Annotated in this window: 15 protein-coding genes; all 15 read left to right on the top strand. The window is 58.0% G+C overall.

Annotated elements, in window-relative coordinates:
• Positions 1-122: 122 nt before the first annotated feature.
• Positions 123-956, top strand: coding sequence for an ABC transporter substrate-binding protein (locus DA915_RS20295; protein WP_107677093.1), 834 nt, complete (start codon positions 123-125; stop codon positions 954-956).
• Positions 957-1,016: 60 nt separating this feature from the next.
• Positions 1,017-2,525 (top strand): amino acid ABC transporter permease/ATP-binding protein, encoded by a 1,509-nt coding sequence (locus DA915_RS29425; protein ID WP_099086661.1) that lies wholly within the window; start codon positions 1,017-1,019, stop codon positions 2,523-2,525.
• 19 nt (positions 2,526-2,544) lie between these two features.
• A complete protein-coding gene (locus DA915_RS20285; protein ID WP_107677092.1) occupies positions 2,545-3,552 on the top strand; it encodes a Gfo/Idh/MocA family protein in 1,008 nt (335 codons plus the stop codon).
• 44 nt (positions 3,553-3,596) lie between these two features.
• Positions 3,597-4,727: an FAD-binding oxidoreductase gene (locus DA915_RS20280; protein WP_107677091.1), complete on the top strand. Its 1,131-nt coding sequence runs from the start codon at positions 3,597-3,599 to the stop codon at positions 4,725-4,727.
• Positions 4,728-5,808: 1,081 nt separating this feature from the next.
• Positions 5,809-7,584: a ShlB/FhaC/HecB family hemolysin secretion/activation protein gene (locus tag DA915_RS20275; protein ID WP_244600771.1), complete on the top strand. Its 1,776-nt coding sequence runs from the start codon at positions 5,809-5,811 to the stop codon at positions 7,582-7,584.
• A 102-nt stretch (positions 7,585-7,686) separates the two neighbouring features.
• Complete coding sequence (locus tag DA915_RS20270) at positions 7,687-8,250, top strand: invasion associated locus B family protein (RefSeq protein WP_107677090.1); 564 nt, start codon at positions 7,687-7,689, stop codon at positions 8,248-8,250.
• Between the two features lie 38 nt (positions 8,251-8,288).
• On the top strand, positions 8,289-9,203 hold the full coding sequence (locus tag DA915_RS20265) for a ChaN family lipoprotein (protein ID WP_244600770.1): 915 nt from the start codon (positions 8,289-8,291) through the stop codon (positions 9,201-9,203).
• Positions 9,204-9,217: 14 nt separating this feature from the next.
• Positions 9,218-11,227 carry a filamentous hemagglutinin N-terminal domain-containing protein gene (locus DA915_RS20260; RefSeq protein WP_244600769.1) on the top strand — a complete coding sequence of 670 codons (2,010 nt, stop codon included), beginning with the start codon at positions 9,218-9,220 and terminating at the stop codon, positions 11,225-11,227.
• A gap of 197 nt (positions 11,228-11,424) precedes the next feature.
• Positions 11,425-12,192: a tetratricopeptide repeat protein gene (locus DA915_RS20255; RefSeq protein WP_244600768.1), complete on the top strand. Its 768-nt coding sequence runs from the start codon at positions 11,425-11,427 to the stop codon at positions 12,190-12,192.
• A gap of 28 nt (positions 12,193-12,220) precedes the next feature.
• Positions 12,221-12,763, top strand: a complete 543-nt coding sequence (locus tag DA915_RS20250) for a hypothetical protein (protein WP_107677087.1) — start codon at positions 12,221-12,223, stop codon at positions 12,761-12,763.
• A gap of 3 nt (positions 12,764-12,766) precedes the next feature.
• A complete protein-coding gene (locus tag DA915_RS20245; RefSeq protein WP_107677086.1) occupies positions 12,767-13,267 on the top strand; it encodes a hypothetical protein in 501 nt (166 codons plus the stop codon).
• A complete protein-coding gene (locus tag DA915_RS29315) occupies positions 13,267-13,563 on the top strand; it encodes a hypothetical protein (protein WP_244600767.1) in 297 nt (98 codons plus the stop codon). Before DA915_RS20245 ends, DA915_RS29315 begins: the two co-directional genes overlap by 1 nt.
• Positions 13,564-13,620: 57 nt before the next feature.
• Positions 13,621-22,086: a hemagglutinin repeat-containing protein gene (locus DA915_RS20235; protein WP_244600766.1), complete on the top strand. Its 8,466-nt coding sequence runs from the start codon at positions 13,621-13,623 to the stop codon at positions 22,084-22,086.
• A 22-nt stretch (positions 22,087-22,108) separates the two neighbouring features.
• A complete protein-coding gene (locus tag DA915_RS20230) occupies positions 22,109-22,447 on the top strand; it encodes a hypothetical protein (RefSeq protein ID WP_107677085.1) in 339 nt (112 codons plus the stop codon).
• Positions 22,448-22,483: 36 nt separating this feature from the next.
• On the top strand, positions 22,484-23,002 hold the full coding sequence (locus DA915_RS20225) for a hypothetical protein (protein ID WP_107677084.1): 519 nt from the start codon (positions 22,484-22,486) through the stop codon (positions 23,000-23,002).
• Positions 23,003-23,028: the final 26 nt, after the last annotated feature.

The raw sequence follows: 23,028 nt of genomic DNA, 5'->3' as shown, positions 1-23,028 counted from the left end.
ATATAAAAGACTTCCGACATGCGAACTGCATGGGCCGGGCGTGTGAGGTCATGCCGCCGTCCGGATGGGACCCGTGCGCCTTGAATACATCGCAGACAACGACACCAGAGGAGACGAAACCAATGCGATTTACCGAAGCCTTCACTTCCCCCTTTGCCAAAATCCGTGCCACCGCCATCGCGGTCACGCTCGGTGTCCTCTCAGGCGCGGCGACGCCGGCGCTTGCCGACAATCCGCTTGGCCTCATCGATCCCGCCACCATCAGTGTCGGCACGATGGGCGATGCCAAGCCCTATGCCTTCACCACCGCCGACGGTAACTTTACCGGCTTCGACATCGAGCTTTTCCTCAATGTCGCCGGACGCCTTGGCTTCAAGAAGGAGCAGGTGGTCTTCACCGGCCAGGAATTCTCGGCCCTGATGCCCTCGGTCGCCAACGGCCGCTTCGATGTTGCAGCCGCCGCAATCGGTACGACGGCCAAGCGCAAGGAGACCGTTGATTTCTCCGACGGTTATCTCGCAGGTTTCCTGAGCGTCCTTACTCCGGAGGCCGGCATCACCGATGCAGCGGGCCTCAAGGGCAAGCGTCTCGGCGTCGTGCAGGGTACGCTTCAGGAAATCTATGCCGAAAAGAATTTTGCCGGCACCGATCTCGTGAAGTTCCCGGACAACAACTCTGCCGTTTCCGCCCTCAACAACGGCACGGTCGATGCCCATTTCCTCGATTTCGAGGCGGCAAAGGACTATTCCGCCCGTTACCCGGCGCTGAAGGTTGCAGTCAATATTCCGAGCTTCGATGCACCGGCCGGCTTCGTCATCCGCAAGGGTAACGATGCATTGCGCGAGGCGCTCAACAAGAGCCTGAAAGAGGCCATGCAGGACGGCACCTGGAAAAAGCTGCACGAAAAATGGTTCCCCGGCACGCCGATGCCGCAGGCATATCTTCCCAAGCAGTGATGCCGCCTTCCGGTCCGGCCCTTACCGGTCGGACCGGCCTTTCTTTCAAGGGATATCCTGATGAACTGGCTTGAAAACCTGCGCCGTAGCTTCCTCGACTGGAACGCCATGGCCGAAGTGCTGCCGACCATGATCACGGTTGGCCTGAAGAATACGCTGATCCTGGCTGCGACCTCGACGGTGCTTGGCGTCGCCATCGGCATGATGCTCGCCATCATGGGCATTTCCCGCTCGCCCTGGCTGCGCATCCCCGCTCGTCTCTATACGGATATTTTCCGCGGCCTGCCGGCCATCGTTACAATCCTCCTGATCGGTCAGGGCTTTGCCCGCATCGGCCGCGAACTCTTCGGCCCGTCGCCTTATCCGCTCGGCATTCTGGCGCTCAGCCTGATTGCCGGCGCCTATATTGGCGAAATTTTCCGCTCTGGTATCCAGAGCGTCGACCGTGGCCAGATGGAGGCCTGCCGGGCTCTGTCGATGAGCTACGGCCAGGGCATGCGCCTTATCGTCGTGCCGCAGGGCGTGCGCCGCGTGCTGCCGGCCCTCGTCAACCAGTTCATCGGAAACGTCAAGGATTCGAGCCTTGTTTATTTCCTTGGGCTTCTGGCCTCCGAGCGTGAGATTTTTCGCGTAGGGCAGGATCAGGCGGTGGTGACGGGCAATCTTTCACCGCTGCTGCTGGCGGGCGTATTTTATCTCATCGTCACCGTGCCGCTCACCCATGTCGTCAATGCGATCGACAATCGCCTGCGGATTGGCAAGCAGCGCCCCTCGACCATCACCAGTGGGCTGGAGGAGGTTAGTGAACTCGACAGTGCAGCCCGCGCCACCGGTGTCTCCTTCAAGGGCGGTAGCCTCGATGTGCGCCGTCTCGGCATGGCCTATGGCGATCTAGACGTGCTGAAGGGTGTCGACCTCTCGGTGAAGCCGGGCAGCGTCACCTGCATCATCGGCCCGTCCGGTTCCGGAAAATCGACCCTGTTGCGTGGGCTAAACCGTCTGGTCGAGCCGAAGAGCGGCGATATTCTCATCGATGGTGAAAGCATTCTTGCCATGAAGCCGGAAACGCTGCGCCGCCGGGTCGGCATGGTCTTCCAGCATTTCAACCTCTTTCCGGATCACACGGCGCTGGAAAACGTCATGCTGTCACTGACGAAGATCAAGGGGCTGCCGGCAGCCGAGGCCGAGCGCATTGCCAAGGCAAGGCTTGCCGACGTCGGTCTTGCGAGCCGCCAGCATCACCGTCCCGGCGGTCTTTCCGGCGGGCAGCAGCAGCGCGTCGCCATCGCCCGTGCGCTCGCGATGGAACCGGAAGTCATCCTCTTCGATGAGGTGACGAGTGCGCTTGATCCGGAGCTGGTCAAGGGCGTGCTCAACTTGATGGCAGAACTCGGCACGCGCGGCATGACCATGGTCGTCGTCACGCATGAAATGGGCTTCGCCCGCCGGGTGGCCGATCAGGTTGTCTTCATGGACGAGGGTCGCGTGGTGGAAGCCGGCACGCCGGAGGCGATATTCGACAATCCGCAGAGCCCACGTCTTCAGCGTTTCCTTGCGGAAGTGCTCTGAGCGTCGAGAGGAGAAAAAGATGACAAGAACGATACGATGGGGCGTGCTCGGTTGCGCGGGCATCGCCGCCAAGGCGGTCATTCCCGCCATCCAGTCCAGCCGCCTGGGACACGTTGCGGCGATCGCCTCGCGCGATGCCGCCAAGGCGAAGGAAATGGCGGCCCGCTTCGGCATCGCCAAGTCCTATGGCAGCTACGAGTATCTGCTTGCTGATCCGGAAATAGATGCAATCTACAACCCTTTGCCCAATCATCTGCATGTGCCCCTGACGATCAAGGCGCTGGAGCAGGGCAAACCCGTGCTCTGCGAGAAGCCAATCGCGCTCGATGCCGCGCAGGCGATGGAACTGGCGATCGCACAAAAGGCGACAGGCCTGCCGGTTGCGGAGGCCTTCATGGTGCGCCACCATCCGCAATGGAAGAAGGCGCGTGCGATGATCGCCGAGGGGCGCCTTGGCGAGGTCAGAGCCATCCAGACGATCTTTTCCTATTATCTCGATGACCCCGGGAATGTGCGCAACCAGGCCGATATTGGCGGCGGCGGTCTGTTCGATGTCGGTTGTTATGCCATCAACACGGCGCGCTTCCTGTTCGACACGGAACCGGTGCGGGCGATCGCGCTCATGGAGCGCGATCCCGTCTTCGGCACCGACCGGCTGACGAGCGGGCTGCTGGCATTTCCGGAGGGAAGGCAGCTTGCCTTTACCTGTTCCACGCAACTCTCCCTCACGCAGAAGGTCACGGTGCTTGGAACGCGCGGGCGTCTGGAAATCCCCATTCCCTTCAATGCACCGGCCGATGAGCCGACCGTCCTTATCTTCGATGATGGCCGCGATCTTGCCGGCGGCGGACGCGAGGAAATTACGATCGGGCCGGTCGACCAGTATCGCGAACAGGTCGATGCATTTGCCGAGGCCGTTCTCTCCGGCAAGCCGCTCGAGACGGGGCTTGGCGATGCGATCGTGAACATGAAGGCGATCGACGCACTTTTCCGCTCCGCCGCCAGCGGCCGCTGGGAAGAGCCCTGACCGCTTCACCCCATCCGTATGACAATTGATTGAAAGCCAACCCCATGACCGACAACACCATCTCTTCGGCCGTCATCATCGGTGCCGGTATCTTCGGCGTTTCCACTGGCGTGCAGCTCGCGCGGCGCGGCATCCAGGTCACTATCCTCAATGACGGCCCGCCTGCCAACGGTGCCTCCGGCCGCTCGCTCTCATGGCTGAACTCGGCGCGCATGCGCTCTGAACCCTATCATCGGCTGCGTATGGCCGGCATCGATCGTTATCGCACGCTCGCGGCTCAGAACCCTGATGCGGAATGGCTGCGCTTCGATGGCGGACTGACCTGGGATGCGGATGACGAGCGCAACGAGATCGACGGGGCCTATCGCCACGAGGTTTCGCTCGCCTATGACGCGCAGCGGCTTTCCGCAGCCGAAGTCGCCCGTGTCGCGCCGGGTCTCGACGCAGGCGCAATCACCCCGCAGGGTGCGATCTTCAATGCCGGGGAGGGCTGGGTCGATCTGCCGACACTGATCGGTGTGCTTCTCAAGGAATTTTCCGGGCTCGGGGGCGTTCTGGTGACGGACCAGGGGGCTGCGCGGGTCGTGATCGAAGGTGGTCGTGCCGTTGGCGCGGAAACCGCAAAAGGTTACCTCCATCGGGCGGATGCTGTCGTGCTCGCCACCGGGCCGGCGGTGCCAAAGATGGCTGCGGAAAGCGGGCAGACCATCGGGGACGGGACCCCGATCGCCCTTCTCGTGCAGACCAAGCCGCTCGCCCATCCCCTGCGCGCAGTCCTCAATACACCGCGTGTCGCTGTTCGCCCCGCGCCTGGCGGCACCTTCTCGCTGGATGCGGACTGGGCGGCAGAGGAGGGGGTGACAGTACGCGCAGACGGCACCTACGAGATTGATGACAGCGTTATTGCCGAACTTCTGACGGAGGCTGCCAAGGTGTTGGAGGGCAATCCTGAACTCGAGGTGGCGTCCGTCGGCGTTGGCGGCAAGCCTATCCCGGGTGATGGCGAACCCGTGATTGGAGCCATCAAGGCTATTCCCGGTTATTACGTGGCCTTCAGCCACAGCGGCGCAACACTCGGTCTCATCGTGGGCGAGTTGCTCGCATTCGAGGTTGTGACGCACACCGAACATCCCATGCTCGCGACTTTCCGGCCTGAGCGTTTCTCATTGAGTTAAGTCAATTTGAGGCGCATATCGAAATGAGCCTGCCGTTAAGGCGGCGGGCTTTCGTTTCCAGCATGTTCATGCGGAGACATCTGTTCGAATCCGTTCAAGAGCGGAAGGACGACGAGGTTAGCTGGTCGTCGGTGGCTGGCCGACGAAAAGCCACGAAATCAAAGCTCGCGACCGCCCCCAACAAGTACGGGACAAAGTGGTCGAGAATTATCGTTGGCTTCACGAGATATAACCATTAGGCAGGATGGGAGTCGCTGTCTTCGGTAATAGATGCATCATCGCGTCCGCCAGGAAGTGTGGAGCGACGTCTGTGCGCACATTCCACGATTTCGATTGTACGTTTAATGCGGCATCGACGATGAAATGTCCCTATTTGGGACATCTTATCGCGGAAGAACCTACGGTTTGTTCCCTCGTCGCAGATATCACAAAAATTACACGCAAAGATCGTTTCTCCCCGCTCTTGCTTAGCCATTCGACCTTTAGAATATTGCGCCGGCTTCGCCGTATTTCGGGATTTTTTCAACTGCGGCAATGATTGCAAATCGAAGATGCCGCTTCGCTTTTTCATTCTGCTAGAAACCATGCTTTGCTTTGGCGAACATTTTTTATTTGGTGAGAGAATTAGCAATAGCAAATACTTAACTGTAATTTTGACGTGCTGCTTCGCCTTAGAGGACGTCTTGTTGTTTCGGACGAAATCGATCCTACTGTAGGCCTCGTTTCGATCCTCCGAAAGGGCGAGTGCACCAGATGATGTAAATTGGTAACGCAATTCTGATTATTTGGCTAAGCGCGCAAGAGTTGTCTTGCAAAATGCCCTCTATTGATTAATGCGTCGCATTGGGCAACAAGGGGTTGAACTTTATCGATGACCAGACATCTGGCCAACGCGCGATTTCTGGTTTCAGCAATCACCATACCATCTACTAGTGGTTTCGGTAAGAAGGTGATCGGCGGTATCGCGTCAGTCTCACCCGCCTTGCGTTCAGTCGTCATTCTTTGCGCAGCTTTTTGCTTTTCTCCACAGACGGCATGGTCACAAGATGATCTCAATAGACGGCCGTCGGCAGAGGCGAACGTGGGCCAGGTAGATACAGGTGTTGCCGCGTCCCAGGAACCTGCCCTGACAATTCGAACATTTGCCGGCTCCACATCCCGCGATGCGACGGCTGGTGCTTCGCCCTGTTTTCCCGTTGATACGATCCGCATTGAAGGCGGGCACGAACTTATTGGCGGCGAAGCTGTGGAAGACGTGACAAGACCCTTTGCATTGCCTTGCCAGAGCAACGAAAGCGTCGGCGGATTGCTCAAGGCGGTAAACGGCCTTTTTGTCGATAAGGGTTTTGCCACGACGCAGGCCTGGCTGCCGGAACAGGACATCGCCGCCAGCAGGACGCTGGTCCTGCGAGTTGTGCCCGGTCGGATCGATGCTGTTCTCTATAAGGAGGAGGAGCAGCCTTATAAGGTGTTCTTTCCCCGCATGGCGGAATTAAGTGGCAACGTCGCACGATCCACGTCTATCTCAGAGTTCGTGCAGCAGGCAGACGCCTGGTGGGAGGGCCTTGATGACGATCTTGAGCGCCTGACCTTGTTGCCGCCATCCGCCCGAATCGCGATGACTGGCACAATTGCGAAAGACGATGTCCTGCATGTTGATCGTCTGCAGGACACGCTTGATGGCCTCAACAGGGTTCCTTCGAACAAGGCCAAGGCGGAGCTTCTTCCGGGCAAGAGGCCGGCGACCTCCGATGTGCAGATCACGAACCGCATCAATGACGCGTTCAGGCTCTATGGCGGTTACGACACGGAATCCATCGAAGGTGTGGATAAGCTTCGCTTTGGGATCACGGCGGAGAAAGACAATCTCATCGGCATCAACGACATGTGGGGACTGACGCTTAAGAGCGGCGTCGAGACCAATGAGCTGAGCGGTGATTTCGCGGTTCCCGTCGGACGCGCCACAATGAGGCTCAAGGGCGACTGGTCCGAAAACATGATCGACCTCGGCCCGCTTTCCGAGTTGTTCATGACGACCTGGAACGTCAGCGCGGGTGCCGACTGGATCGTTCATTCGTCGCGCACGGAGCGGCTGGTTGCCGATTTCACGGTCGCGCATCGTGAACAGAACCGCTACATCAACGGCGTTGGGCTGATGGACCAGCGCGTGTCTCCACTTCAGGCGGGTCTGACTTACAGTCGCTTTTTCGAACGCGCCAACGTGTCGGCCCGGATTGGGGCCAGCCAGGGGCTGTCCATCTTCAATGCGCGCGAAGATGACGACGATATCGACGCCTCCACGCCCCACAGCCAGTTCACAAAGCTGGATGCATCTCTTTCGGGGTCTTATGTCTTTCCCGGGCGCGCCTCCGTTTCCTCCAGCCTGTCGACACAATGGGCGGCAACCGCGCTTTATTCCGACGACCAGATGACGATCGGCTCGCGTGGCTCGGTACGAGGGTTTTCCAACGGAAGCTTCAAGGCTGACCGGGGTGCGGTGTGGCGAAACGAGGTCGCATTCGCCATGCCGGTCGATTTGCTGTTGGGGAAAGCCGGATCAAGCGCGCCGTCGGACATCCAGGATACAGTGCAGATATCCGCCCCATCGTCGGAATGGGCGCGAACGACCCTCTCCCGTCTCAACCCTTATCTCTTTCTCGACACAGGGCTCGGCCGCGACGTTGCCAATGACGTCACCGGATACCGGGTCGGCAGTGGTGTGGGCCTGCGATATGGCGGCCCAAGGCTTTCTTTCGATGTCGGCTACGCCTGGCGGGTTGCCGAAGACAGCCGAAGCCGACGCGTGAGCGAGGAAAAGGGCGAGTTGTTCATGACACTGCGTTTGAAGGTTTTTTGAGCCATGCCGTTTTTGTTCGATCCTCCCTCAAGAGATGCTGACGATAATTACCTCACGTTCGGGCTGTGCCGCTGGCGGGTCTCATCAGTATCCGGAATTGGCATGGCGGCGCTTGTTGCCGTTGGATTGATGCTGATCGCTCCTGCGGCGAACGCAATTGCGGAGGACGGCAAGGCTCCCGCTGTCCGGGAAGAGACTTTCGGGGTTGCGGCAGAAGCAGTCGTAGAGCCCAAACGTTATGGCGACTGGGAACTGGTCTGCAAGCCGCAGGCGGCTTCCGCCACGCCGAAAGCGGAAAGCGCGGCATGCCGTCTCCAGCAGGCGCAGGCCGTCAACGGCGGGAAGGATGTCGTCTTTCTGTTCAACATTGCAAGGCAGGGAAAACAACGTGTCGCGATCATTTCGACGCCGCTGAACGTCTATCTGCCGGCAGGTCTGGAGTTGAAGATCGATGGCGGGCAGGTTCAGCGCGTTATCTTCGAGACCTGCAATATCTCCGGATGCCACGCCGGCTTTGCTCTCAGCGGTTCGCTGCTGGGCTCATTGCGCAAGGGAAATGTTCTGATGGTCGCTCTCAAGGACACCAAGGCAACCACCATTCCGCTCAAGGTTTCACTCAATGGGATCAGCGCCGGCATCGACGCGCTGGATGCGGCAACACCATGAGACCAGACAGGGAGATATACGCAGGGAGAGCCCGCCACGTGTTGATCGCCGGACTGATGGCGGCAGGCTGGCTATCCATGGCCGGACAAGGATTGACTGCGCCGGGCGAGTTCACTGAATGCACGGGCAGGATCGAAGAAGTGTCCAGCAGCCGTCTGATCTCTTTTGCCGACCTCGCCGGTCGCGTCGGCAAGGTGGATTACCTGCTTTTCGGTGAACGACATGGTGTCAGGGAACAGGCGGTTGCGTCGTCCTGCGTGCTGTCGGCTATGGCAAAGGATGATCGTCCCGTAACTGTCGTGATGGAAATGCTTTCACGCGACGACGACGCGGCAATTGCCCGTTATCGCGAAAATCATCCGGAAACACCCGCCGGACTGGGCGCAGAACTGAAATGGTGGACTCGAGGCTGGCCGTCGTTCGACAATTGGCTTCCGCTCGTTGAGCGCACATTCAGCCTTCGGGTTCCGTTGCATGGCGGCGATCTGGCAGAGAAGGATGGACGCACGGGCGAACTGACGCCAAACGAGAAAAAGGCGATCCGCAAGCGGCTCGGTGCAGCCGAAACCGCTGTCCGCGAAAGCTGGACGAAAGCAATGATGGCAGCACATTGTGGACTGATCTCGAACCAGCAGGCGGCGCGGAACGCTGACCATCAGATCCGGCGCGATCTTTCCATGGCCGATGCCGCAGAGCAGGCCCGGATGTTGAAGCGTGGTGTTCTGCTGCAGGTCGGTCGTGGCCACGGCCGTAAGGACCGCTCTCTTTATCAGGTCCTTGCCCAGGCAGACGCGTCGGTTCTGACCATCGGTGCTTTTGTCGAAGGCGAGAAGGTCGGCGACGAGGAGCGCAAGCTTTACGACTACCTCTGGATCGTCGGCAAAGCAGATCTGGCCGAGCCCTGCGAGCTTACCGGTCTGACAAGCAAGACAGGCGAATCCGTCTTCAGATGAGAAGAATCTTCCCATTGGCAAATATCAGCTATTCGTTGGCAGGCAGCCTGTCTTTGTTTCTGTGCGGTGTCGCGCTGCCAGCCTCTGCGCAGGTCATTCCGGACGGTGGCAGCAATACGACCACCGGTATCGACGTCACCACCGGTGCTACGAATGTTCAGATCGCGCCAGTCGGCAACCCGACATCCGCCATCAGCCACAACACCTATACGGAATTTTCGGTCAATCCGCTCGGTGTCAATCTCGACAACCGGACAGTCAATGCACGCACAATCCTGAACGAGGTAACCTCCTCCCGCATCTCGAACCTTAACGGTCCGCTTGATGTGCTGGGTGCCCGAGCCCATGTCATCGTTGCGAATCCGAATGGCATTTCGGTCGACGGGGCAAGCTTCCGCAATACCGGAGGTGTCGTACTTTCCACCGGCAAGGCGTCTATCGTGAGCCGGCAGATCACATCCGGCTCCTTTCAGGATAATGTGGTGCTCAAGACAGAGGGCGGCACGATCGATATCGGTGCGGGCGGCCTTTCCGGCGCGGTGTCTACCCTGCATTTGCTGGCAGGCCGTATCCGCGTCGACGGCCCTGTCGAAAACAGCTCTCCTCAATTGCGCTCGTCTATAGAACTGACCGCCGGCAGCAGTTCCGTCGAATACGATTCAGCGATCGTGCCGAACTCCGATCTCGAGAACTGGGGACGGATGACCGACGAAGGAAGCAACGATAATTCTGTCGCCATTGAAATAACCTCGCGCGGGACGCTGAAGGCCAATACGGTCCGCATCCGCGCCACCAACAATGGCGCAGGTGTCAGCCACGCGGGCAACGGGCTCGCAGCATTCGGCGATTTCGTCATCGATGCATCCGGCAAGGTCACGACGAGCGGGTCGATTGAAGCGAAGCGCAATGTCCACATTAACGCAGGCTCGATAGAGGCCCGTTCACTGGCCGGTCAGCCTCAAAGCAGAATCGAAGCCATCAACGGCGCGTTGACGCTTCTTGCCGGAACGGGTGACATCAAAAATACCGGTGTTTTGATGAGCGGCAGCAGCAGCGACGGAGCGAATGTAGACTCCAAAGGCGCCGCTACACTCAAGGCTGCGGGTGATATCGCGCTGCTGACCGAGAATGCGGACCAGCTCGCAATCGTTTTCGGAGCGAAGGGCGATCTCGATGTCCGCGCCGGGGGCTCCATTATCAATAATACCGGCAGGCTGCTCTCGAATAATAAGACCATCATCGAGGCTGGTGGAGACATCCTCAATATCGCCGACGTCCTCAACGGCGAAGGTGTATGGCACTACCAGAAGGACGACGGCAAGCGGCTCTGGTACACCCTCTGGCGATCGCGCGAAACGATCGAAACCATCAGCCTGGATTATGGTCAACAGAGGGTGCCGGGCCAGCAGGCATATATCATCGGTGACAGTGTCGCGATGAAGGCCGGTGGAAACATCGTCAACCGCGGCAGCTCGATCAACGCCAATACCGGACCGGTTCTGATTGACGGGACAAGCATCCTTAATGAGGGTGGTCTGTCCGGCTCCCTGCAGTTCGTCAAGCGCTGCAGGCTGACCTGCATCGGTTATGGCTCGTCCACGACAAACGTCTCGGGTGGCGCCATCAATGCCAACGGCAATGTCGAATTGCGCGCCTCATCCTCAATCCTGAATAGATATGGCCAGATCGTCAGCTACGGTAGCATCAACGCGACTGCTCCCTCCGTGGTGCTGGAGGGTCGCTCGATCCCGACCGTCGTTCAGCGCCCGCCCGGCCTTTATAATTTCTGGGGCGGATCGACCGCGTGGATCGGGACCGGCGATCAGGGTGGTGTCTTTGATGCACCCCAGGGCAGCATCACGATCAATGCCTTCCGTCCGGTTCAGGTGACCGCGGGCACGCTGCGGGCGCGAGATGGTGTCTTCGCCTTATCAGGTATCGAAACCTTCAAGGAAACGGCAGGCGAAGAATACCCGTTCGGCCTCAACTCCATCGGGCTCTTCCCGGGGATGGTGGGTAGATGATGGCTGGCCGAATTCACCGGAAATCACCGTTCTTGTTCGCCGTGCCCCCAACACTCACGGCGCCGAAAAAAGCCGAAATTGCTCCCGGGCATAACCCGGAAAATCCCGATCACGGAGTTCAATCCATGTCCAACATACTATGCCGCCGACCCACCCTTACCTCTTTGGCGGTTATCGCCCTTATGGGAGCTTTGGGTTTGGCGCAGCCGGTATCGGCTGGCCCTCTTGAAGATGGCAAGACCCTTCTGGAAAAAAAGGATTTTGCCAATGCCGCAAAGGCTTTTGCCGATGGCTTTGACAAAGGCGATGGAGAAGCCGGCTTTCATCTGGCCCGCATGGTCGAGCTTGGTGTGGGTTTTACGCCGGACGCGGTGAAAGCACGGGCTCTCTATATTGCTGCGGCGGAAAAGGGTTCGGCTGCGGCGATGAACCGGCTAGGGCTTATGCATCTTCGCGGCGAAAATGTCCGCCAGGACTTTGCCGCCGCGGCTGAACTCATCTGCAAGTCCGCCGATCTCGGTAACCCGGAAGCCCAGTTCAATTGCGCAGGTCTTGCTCTCGACGGTCTCGGCCGCGCCAAGGATGCCGCAATTGCCTTCGGTTATTACGAGAAGGCCTCGCAAAATGGGCATACCGGCGCGCGCAACATGGAGGCCGCACTTCTTCGGACCGGCACCGGGATCGAACAGGACCTCACCAGGGCGGTGAAGCTTTTCGAACAGGGCGCGTCACTCGGTAACCCGGTCTCGCTCTACGGTTTCGCCGAGATGCTGGAAAAGGGTGAAGGCGTGACTGCCGATCCGATCCGTGCCCACCTCTATTACAATCTTGCCAATGAACGCGGACATCCCGGCGCGCGTGCCGCTCTTGAACGCCTGACAGCGAGCATGACGCCGACGGAGATCGAGGACGCGCAGGCGCGTGCTCGCAACTGGAAACCGGCTCAAGCCGTGGAAGCAAATTGATCAATCACATCGAATTTTGAGAGGGACCATGAAGAGCACGACGATTTTTATTGCGGTGGGGGCTGCGCTTTTGTTGACGGGTTGCCAGACGGCGAAGCCGTTGTCTCCGGAGCAACAGGCGAAACAAGACGAATACAATCGCGAGAATGACCGGGTCGCCAAGGCGGATTGCGGACTGGTTGATTTGCTCAATCAGCGCAGGACCAAGGTGGAAGAGAAGCCACTCCATGCACCCGACTGCGCCTATATGCGCCGCAACAATACTCTTGTGGGTTTCGACGGTCGCCCGACGCCGTTGCCGAACTTTGCTTTCAACGGCATCCCAGTGCCGATTGGCGGCATCGTTGCACTCGCTCAGGCGGCCGAGAAGGCGACCAACGAGGAACGCGCAAAGAAAGCCCAAATACCGGCCCACCTGAAATCCGAGGATGGAGCGATCGTTTACCGGAAGATGATCCTTCGCGGGTTCAAGGAATCAGAGGTCGCGGCCCTCGCGGACACAGCAGCTTTCTCTCACGCGGCCGCAGCGACGGGCCGTGGCCGGCAATATCTGGCATCGGGCGCGAGGTAGGCCATGCGTGTTGCGTTGGCCGGCAAGGCATTGATCGCGTTCACCCTTGTTGCGGTCGCCGGATGTCAGGGCGCTGCTCCGTCCGCTGAACAGACCGCCAGACGAGAGAAAATAGAACAAGCCAATCTGCGCAACGCACAGGCATTTTGCGCGATGATTGATGAGGCTAATCGAGTGACAATCGCCCGCCGGCAAATGCTGCCTGAGAACGATGATTGCGCCTATTTCAGGCGCAACGGCACGCTTGTGGGCTACAGTCCGGCGGTCAGAAACCAATATACCGGCTTCTTCGACAATCTGCGGGATGTCGCGGCCTACGGTCGCGCGCAGAAGGCAGCGTTGCCGGTCTCGGTAAAAAATGACCCGGATGCTTCGGATATCTATCGCAAATTGCTGGTCCGCGGCTTCGATGAGGACACCGCCGGTGAAGTGTCGCGTTCGCGCGCGTTCCTTGAGGCGGTTATCGCCTTCCGGCACGCACGGCAGGCACAAGGAATGAAATAATGGCTTGTTCGAAGGTGACGCGTTTCGTTCCTATTTTCCTCTCGGTGGTCCTTGCTGCCGGCTGCCGGCCCACCGATCCACAGCCGGTCGCGACGCTGAATGGCGAAAAGATCATGTCGGCGACGTGCACCAATTCCATCATCACTCCGACGGAGCAGTCCTGCAGAAAGGCTCTCCTCGAAAAATGCAGGCCGGAAGCGACGATCGCTGGCTTGAGCGAGAGCTCACGGCCGGTTTATCGCCATCCAGGCTGGACGACACAGTATGTCTGGACCGTCCTTATAAAGAACTGCTGATGAGCGGGTTCGCGCTTAAACGAAGATGAATTCATTTTCCCTTGGTGGAGTATCCGAATGAAAGCGATGGTTGTCGAAGTCCTGAACGGTACGCGCAGAGCGGACAAGCTGGCGAAGAAAGCGACCGCCCTGGTGACGTCGGTCAGCCTTGTGCTGACGACGATCGCCGGTTCGTTTGCGCCCGCCAGTGCCCAGGTGATCACAGATCCGACCGCGCCAATTGAGTTTCGTCCAAACGTAACATCTTCGGGCAACGGAACGCCGACGCTTAACATCGTCAAGCCGTCGAGCGGCGGTGTCAGCCATAACAAATTGCGCGAGTACAATATCGATACGCGCGGGCTGATCCTGAACAATTCCGGGCTTGGCGGTACCTCGATCATCGGCGGTAAGGTTGAGTCCAACCCCAATCTGGTCGGTGGCAACTCCGCCAAGATCATCGTCAACGAAGTAACCGGCAGCAGACGTTCCAACCTCAATGGTGTGACGGAGGTTTTTGGTTCAAAGGCCGACGTGATCGTGGCCAACCCCAATGGCATTGATTGCATGGGGTGCGGGTTTATCAACACCGGTCGCGCGACGCTGACCACCGGAGCACCGCTTATCGACTACAATGCCGGCACGGTAGGGCTGGAGACCCGGTCAGGCGATATCACCATTTCCGGCGCCGGTGTTTCGGCCGCCGACGGCCAGTCGCCGGACGAGATCCGGCTTGATGCAAAGTCAATCCGGATTGATGGCCTGATCGATGCCCGTGGTCGTATCGACCTCAAGGCCGGCTCCAATCGTACGGACGGTTCGACGGGCAAAACGACGACCATCGCCGGCGATCCCGCGGGCCAGGGGATCGTTTCGAGTGCTGCAGGTGTTGTACGCGCAGCATCGATTGCCGCGCTTTCCAGCGATGTGAACACGGGTATTTCGCTGGCTGGCAACATCCAGGCTCTTGGTATGCTCGATGCCAATGGCGCGCTCTTGCCGGGCGCATTTTCGCTCGTCTCCGCCGGTCAGATGCAGATGGTGTCGGGCGGTGTGGCCGGCAACGCCGACCTTCGTGCCGCAGGCGCGCTTCAGATTGCGCGCGATCTCGCGGCCCAGGGAGAAATCTCCATTACTGCCCGCGATGTTTCTTTGCTCGGTACGGCGACCATAGAAGGTGGTCGCGGCCTTTCCATCGTTGCGAGTGCCGACATCGTTTCCGCAGCTGTGCTCAAATCCGGCGGTGTGACGACGGTGGAAACGGGCGGCAATGCTTCTCTGTCCGGCATTATCGCCAGCGTCGGCAATATGAACCTGCGTGCGACAGACAAACTTGCCACCGACACGGCGACCCTTGTTGCACCGAACATCGACATCAGGGCGAAGGACGTCACGCTCACATCGACCTGGTTCGAACCGGAAACCCAGGGTTCGATCACGGCAACGAATGTTGAGATCGGTGATGGCACCCAGTTCAAAAAGACTTCTCCGGTCTTCATCAACGCAGCTGAACAGCTAACCATCGGCACCCGGATCGATACCGCGGGCTATCCCGCTCTTTCGATGGCATTCCGGGATCTGGCTATTTCGAACACCGGTGTGTTCACGACGGGCGATCGCCTGTTCGATGTCCGCAACTTCAGGAACGCCGGCGTACTCCTTTCAAGCGGCCAACTCGCGATCAATGCTCAACAGGCGATCGTTGATGCGACGGGTGTCATCAAGGCCGGGACCCTCAGGATAACGACTGGAGGCAATCTCACCAATCTGGGAAGCCTTCTCTCCGAAACGACGCTTACGCTTCTTTCTGACGGAAGCGTAACAAATGACGGAAAGATTATCGCATCAGGTGAACTCGAACTCGACGCCGTGAGCTATTTCGCCAACTCGCAGGGGGCTCAATTGGCAGCCCGGAAGGCAGAGTTGATAGTTGGAAACGATCTCCGCAACAACGGAGTGATTAGCGCACTCGAAAACGTCGATATCAACACTGGTGGCGCGATCACGAACACCGGTACGATCAGTTCCAATGCAGACCTCACTCTCGTGGCGGCAGATCTCCTCAATTCCGGTGCAACAGCATTAATCGGAACACAAGGAAATCTATCGGTCACTTCCGGCCACCTTACCAACCTGCTCGGCACCTTGCAGGCCAATGGCAGCTTCGAGATTGCCGCATCCGGCTCTCTCATCAATGCCGGCCTGCTGCTCGGACGTTCTGGCCTTGGAGTTACAGCCTCGGCACTGACCAATCTAGAAGCCGGCAAGATTCATGCAGGACGGATAGACATCAAGCTGAATGCAGGAGATCTGAGCAACCTTGGTCAGATGGTCAGTGGAGACACGTTCGATATTGTCACTGCGGTAAGTGTCCTCAACGATGGTATCGTCCAGGCGAGGTCATCCACCCTGCACCTGGAAGCAGTCTCCTACATTTCCAATTCTCCTGCGGCGGAATTGGTAGCGGCGAACGCAAACATCATCCTTTCGGGTTCTTTAAGCAATGCTGGTCTGATCGCCACGCCTGGGGCGCTGACTCTGCAGGCGGCACAGGGTGCGCGAAATGAGGCAAGCGGCGAAATCGTCGCCAAGGTGATCGAGACGAAGGTCGTTGGTGATCTCGTCAACCTCGGCAAACTCGTTTCCGAGACGACATTGAGGGTCACCGTTTCCGGCCTTCTTGCCAATAGCGGTTTTATCCATGCCGCCGGTGATCTGGAACTGACTGTGGCCGATCTGATCAACAGTGGCGCCGGCTCAAGTATCGCCAGCAACGGCGATATAACCATTCTGGCGTCGCGCGCTATCGTCAACGACGCAGGTTCAATCGCCTCCAGCCGGTCGCTGATGCTTTCGGCAGACACTACTTTGTCGAATTCCGGTCTTCTGCAAGGTAGCGATGGGCTTTCAGCTTCGGCGGAGAGGCTTGATAACCAGCAGGCAGGGCGTATTTATGCCGGTTCGATGCGCCAGACGGAGAATGGCCCGGTACCCGTTGGCGAACTGACTGTAAACCTTTCCGGAACTCTCTCCAATCTCGGTCAGATCGTGTCGGCCAACCACGCCCTGCTTTCAACGGCGGCAAGCCTTGGTAACAGCGGATCAATCGAGGCCGGTGGAAACCTGCGTCTTCAGACTTACAGCTATATTCCCGGCTCTTCGTCTGCCCGTCTGGTGGCTCGCAATCTCGATCTCATCCTTGGCTCCTCCTTCACAAATGCCGGGCTGCTTGCTGTCGCCGGTAAGCTGGGTCTAGACGTCAAGGGCGACCTTGTTAACGGTGCCACAGGTAAAATCGATGCCAGTGCGATAGAGGCCAGTGTCAGCGGAAACCTGCACAATCTTGGTTCTATTCTTACACCTGGAACACTGAACGTCGTGGTTGGCGGTTTGCTGACAAACGAAGCGCTGGTCCACGCCGGAGCAGGATTGAAAGCCCAGGCCGCATCGTTTGCCAATGTCGGGACCAACGCCGCAATCAAGTCCAGTGCCAACATGATCCTCGAGGTTCGCGGCAATCTCGATAACAGCCTTGGTCGGATATTCGCCGGCGGCAATCTTGCAATCGAAGTCCTGGCAACCTTGACCAACGCGTCGGCCCGCATCGAAAGCGGCGCCGACATGCAGATCAAGGCGACGGCGCTGATCAATACCGCCATGGACGGGACGGACAGCCTACAGGACTATTACCAGCTCGGCGATCTCAGCATTCTCTATGCGACTGAGCGCAGCAGCAAGGGTGCCAAATATTATGGCACGATGAGTGCTGCACGCGACGAATTTACTGGAATCGTTCGAGTCCGACTACCCGGCACGATCCGCGCCGGCGCCAATATGGCGATCTCAGGCGATGCCCTTGAAAACCGCGAAGGTCGTATCCTCGCAGTCAAGGACCTTTCCATCGACATGAACCGTATCCTCAACGATATGGTCACCAGCACCGTCGATCATTATCGCGTGGAATGGCGTGGAAATCGGGAATCCATGAAAGGGTCCGGCAGGTTCCATGCGCCGGTCGGTGCCGACACGCGATGGCTTGTTTTGCCCTTCAGCGCCGAAGCCTTTAAGGATTCTAGCCTCGCTGGGCGCGCCTTAGGCGGCGACAGGATGATCGTCATTTCAAAGGGCAAATCGCCAATCACCATTACGTATTCCGGTAAACAGCAACACCGGGACAATGTAATCAACGATGGCAGGGTCCAGATCGTCGAATATGCCGACGTGGCAAGTCTGCTTGATCTGGCTGCGCTCGGTATCGATCCGAACAATATTCCCGATGTGATCATGATCGGCAGCCGCATGGCTGACATCGAGAGCGCTCCTTACGGCAATCATACCAAGACATATATCGGAACGGCCTCTGTCGGCGTCGGCTCGATGATAAAGTCCGGTGCTTCCCTGATGATCGATGGCGGCGCTGCGATCACCAATCGCGGCACGCTTTCGGGAAGCCTCGTGTCCATCGAGGCAGGCGAAGTGCAAAACGGCCTTGGCACGCCCGGCGGTATCGATGGTTCCGGCTTCGGCAATTACAGCGGCACGGCGCCTGTTGGCATCAGCGGCAATGCCGGTTCAGCTATCGGCGCTGCTGCAGGCCAGTTGGGCATCGTCAACTTCGTGCTCGATGATGTCTCGGTTCCGCCTCTTGACCTCGGGGCTTTCGAAGCGCGAAACCTGCACAGTGTCAACGCCTCCGATTTCGGCAACCTCGTGCGCGTTACGGGCTCGTCCGAAGCTGCGCGCCTGCTGGGCTCGGCGCGCATAGATGGCGCAGCGCTCATCTTCTATGCGGATCCGGTCGCAGAGGCGAAGGCCCTGGCCGAGGCGGCCCGCCAGCAGGCTGGTACGCATCTGGTCGTCGATCCCTCACTTTCGCTGGAAGAGCAACGAGAGCAGCTTTACCGCAACGCTGCGGAATTTGCGGCAAGTACCGGCGCGCGATACGGCGTGGCGTTGACCGAGGCGCAGCGTGCTGCCCTCGAAAAGCCGATGGTATGGCATGAAACCCGTATCATCGACGGCAAACCCGTGCTTGTCCCGCGACTTTACCTGCCCTCGCAGGATGAACTGCTGCGTGGCGGGCGCGGCGCCGGCCTGATCGCTGCCGGCGATCTCCTGATCGATATTGACGGCAAGCTCAACAATAGCGGTGCGATTGTGGCCTCCGGGCTCGCTTCGATTTCCGCCTCCTCTATCCTCAATCAGCGCCTGATCGATCTCGATGAGCGTGACCGTGCACTTGCCGGAGGACGCGGCGACAGCGGCCTCATCACGGCCGGCACGCTGTTTATGGCAACCGATGGCGATCTCCTGAACCGTGGCGGTACGCTTGCCTCGGCAGGCGACATCGATCTGAGGATCGGCGGCTCGCTGATCAGCGAAACCCAGCGCTACACCCGGACAGTCGATTCCCAGGACGGCTGTGTCGGTAAGGCCTGCGGCACCCTGCGCACCGATTATAATGTTGCATCCATCACGGCCGGACGGGATCTGACCATCGTCGCCGATCAGGATATCGTCAATCGTGGCGGTACACTCGGCTCCGTCACCGACATGTTGCTCGCAGCCGGCCGCGACGTAACCTTCGAGACGCTGAAGGACAGTTTTGTCGCCGAAGATTACAAGAAGCGCGGCTTCCTTTCGGGCGTCACGGTGTTGCGCAACGAGATCACCACCGCCGAGGCCAACGCCCAGTCGCTGGTTGGCGATGTCTCGATCCTTGCCGGCTACGGCGTATGCGACGGTGGCAGCCTGTGCGCGAAGGGAACCGCTCCCGGCGATGTTCTTCTTAATGGAGCGCTGGTCAGCGCCTTCGACAAGCTCTCGATCGACGCCACCGGCAAAATCGATATGGGTGTCGTCAGTCAGGAAGTCCATAACAGATACAAGGAATGGGGTTTCAAGGGCCTGGGTTGGGGTTCGGTCAAGCAGACATGGAACGATGTCGATACGTCTGTCACCCGGCTTTCGGGCAATGACGTCTCGCTCAACGCCAAGGGTCCGATTACCGGTACAGGTGTAAAGATCGCCGCCGTCAACGACCTTCTGATGAAGACCGATGACACAATCCGGCTGGAAGCGGCGCAGGATGCGCTTTATTTTACAGAGAAGGGCTTTTACGTCGGTCTCAGCTTCCCGGGATCCGCCGGCATAGACGCCGCGTTGAAGGGCGGCTCCGGTGGCCAGATCCTGTCCGGCCTTGCCGGCATCAATCCGCTGACCGCCAAACTTGCAACGCTTGCCAATGCCGACAATGGACTTGCGGCTGGGCTGGCTGCCGTTAATCTGGCGACCACCGGTGCTTCCGTCTTCGGCGGTGCTGTGGACGCTACCCTCGGACCCAGCAAGGGCGGTGTGGTTGGTTCCGCACTCGATCCCCTCAAATCTTTCAGAGATCCTGGAACGGGGCAAATTACGGCAGGCTCGATAGCGAAGACTGTCGGCATCAACCTGTCCGTCTGGAAGAGCGAGCAGCGGTGGAGCGAGAGCCAGGTTTCCGAACTGACGGCTGGCGGCGATATCGTCATGAAGGCCGGGCTGGACGTCATTCTGGATCAGGGCACGAAGATGGTCTCCGGCGGCGATGTCTCCATCGATGCCGGCCGCGACATCCTCATGGCCGCACTTGTCGATTACGCCAAAGACAAGTCATCCTCCTTCGGCTTGCAGCTTTCCATGTCCTCGATCGGCTTCGATATCGGCAAGTCGAAAGGCTATGACGAGACGTTGACGAACGCTTCAATCACTGCCGCCGGCAATGTCTCGCTGACATCGGGCCGCGATACGGCGCTTCTGGGCGGCAACATCATCGGCAGGACGGTCGATCTGGATGTCGGGCGCGACCTCACTATCCTCTCACCGCAGGCGCAGGGCTGGCGGGACGGTTTTTCCTTCGGCCTGACGGTTGGCGTGAACCCGGCCGACTGGAGTGTTCGTGGTTCAAAGGAAGACGGCTTCAAGGCATGGTCTTCCGGCTCGGGGATTGTCGCTGCGCAGGGCATTGATATCAAGGTTGGCGAAGACACCACGCTGGTCGGCGCGCTGCTTCAGGCGACCGATGGCGATATCAGCCTCGATACCGGCACGCTGACGGTGGCCGACCTGAAGGACACCGACCAATACAAAAACGTTGGCGGTTCGATCGGTCTCAGCGGCGGCGGGCTAAACTCCGTCGGTTTCTCCTATGAGAAAAAGGACAAGCAGGGCGAAACCCGTACGACGCTCGATGCCTCCGGTGAATTGAATGTCAACATCCGCGATGCGGACAAGGACGGCGTTGCTGGAACGGAGGCGGACAAGGCGGCAGCCGAGCAGCTTCTCGCTTCCATCAACAGGGATGCCTCGAAGTATCAGGAAATCACGAAGGACGACTACACCAAGCTGTCGGGCGAACTTGATGTGCAGAACCTGATCGAGCTCGGCGATAATCTGAAGAAGATTCAGAACTATCAGCGGGCGCAGAACGCGGCAATTCCCGAAACTGTCGCGGCGCAAGGGCCGGAAGCCATCGATCTCTATCGTGACGCTATCGTCCGCGGGCTGACTGGAGCAGAACTGCAGAACTATACCTCGTCAGAGGCTTTTGCGGCGCAGGTCGCCAACCGCACTGTTTATCGACAGTTGGAAGAACAAGGTGCCAATCCCGAAATCGTGGCGATGGCTCTTTTCCTGACGACGCAGGGCGAGCGTGTCTGGTTCGATGAAAGTTCAAAGACCTTCCAGGCAAATCTTGGTAATTGCGGGACGCAAGGTTTTGCCTCGCCCTGCGGTACAAATCTTGAGACGCTTGCCGAGCATGCCCGGAACAATCCTCAGCTCTTTGCCCAGGAAGTTCATCACATCATCGGCGATGCCGTCGCCGATGTTCTGGCTCGCTATGAGCCGACACTTGACGGCCATGCGATGTCTAACGGACAGAGTCGCGAATTCCAGGAAAGTCTGGCAACGGCGTATGCCTGTGCAATCGCCTGGAGTTCGCTAACTGGCGATCCGTCCTTTATCCGCAACCTGAACACGAGCCTGTCATCTATCGACAATCAGTCCGGCATCAATGCCTATCGCGGTATGGCTGGCATCGTACTTGAGAAGATTGGCCCAGCAGACCCTGCGACTGGCAAAGGGACACCAGTGGATCTCGCGTATGTCGATGACTGGATGGGGCAAGGAATCTCGAATGAAGGGGAGTTGGCAAACCGAGCGGATCGCAGAACAGCAGCAGGTATCGTGTTGAGCGGTGTTGTTGCCACGCCCACGAAAACATATCTTGACTATTCCCGGATTACGACCGCGAACCTCGCTAAAGGTCAATCGCCCGTTCCAAGAAGCCTTGAAGAGCAAATCGCATGGAAAGAAGTGTTGGCAAATCCGGCAGGTGGTACCTTATTGGATCTGAATAATGATGTGCGTTTTCTCAAAATCAATGGATGGCAAAAAATGGAATATAGTACCAATACTTCGAAAGGGGCAATATCAATTCACTACCAATATAACACTATAACTGAAAAACCATACGATATCAAAGTCGTCTCTAAGCCTCTTAAATAGATATATATGGAGGATCTCCAAGGTGATCATTAAAGAAACAGACCGTTTTCTAAAAACTGAGGAAGAACACGAGGTATATGCAATATACTGGGTAGACGGGGTGCGTCACTACTATATCATTCCGAAAGGCTTTGATGGGTTCTCTGCTAGGCGGGATCGGGATAATATCTCTGTCGTGGACAACAGGATTTCAAAAGGATTCCGTTTGATAAGAAGTAGTTCGGGGAATGATATGCTTTTACATGAGGCGCTTTTAGAAGGAGATTTGCTTGACCGTCTGCTGGAACCACAGGACCCGGAGGCTGTACAAGAATTTAAAAAGAAACTTGAGCTTAATGATGAAAAACCCACACTATTTTAGAATAGCGACTGGTGCAGCGTTGGGCCACTGAATAAAATGGAGAGCTTGCGTCTACTGAATGCAGAGAGCGATGCGTTGGCAGGAAAGTCGAATGCATACCGAATGTTGGATGGAAATTTTGTTGACGTCGAAGTAAAAGTATTGGGCGACGCAGCGGAGTTGGTTTCGAAACTGGAGGAGTTGTTTGTTCTGGTTAATTCAGTGTCCAGAACTTCTCCATCACTCGAAGTTTGGAACGCTGTCTTACCAAAATGGTTCATCGATGTTTGTGCGCCGGAAGCAACTCAAGACCAACTTGAGGAAGAGATGTCTTTAAAGAGATCAATGATCTTTGAAGAGTGGGTTAACATGATGAATTTAAAACCATGGTCAGTCAGCAGTTGGGTGTACTGGTTTGAGCCAGCTCGACGGAATTGGTTTTGGAACAAAGGAAAAGAGATAACTTCAAAGAATATTTCCCTGAATATTTTTGCTATTGATTACCCCCTTACTACAGATTCATTGAGGTGGGCAGTAAAAGCTACAGGCGGCGAAGTTAAGAGCATTGATTGTTGAACATGGTTTTTAGTCGGCAACATTCT

It is taken from the genome of Agrobacterium sp. LAD9 (genome assembly GCF_003031125.1).
Classification (GTDB): domain Bacteria; phylum Pseudomonadota; class Alphaproteobacteria; order Rhizobiales; family Rhizobiaceae; genus Agrobacterium; species Agrobacterium radiobacter.
The sequence above is the reverse complement of the archived record's forward strand: the minus strand, read 5'-3'. Positions and strand labels throughout refer to the sequence as shown.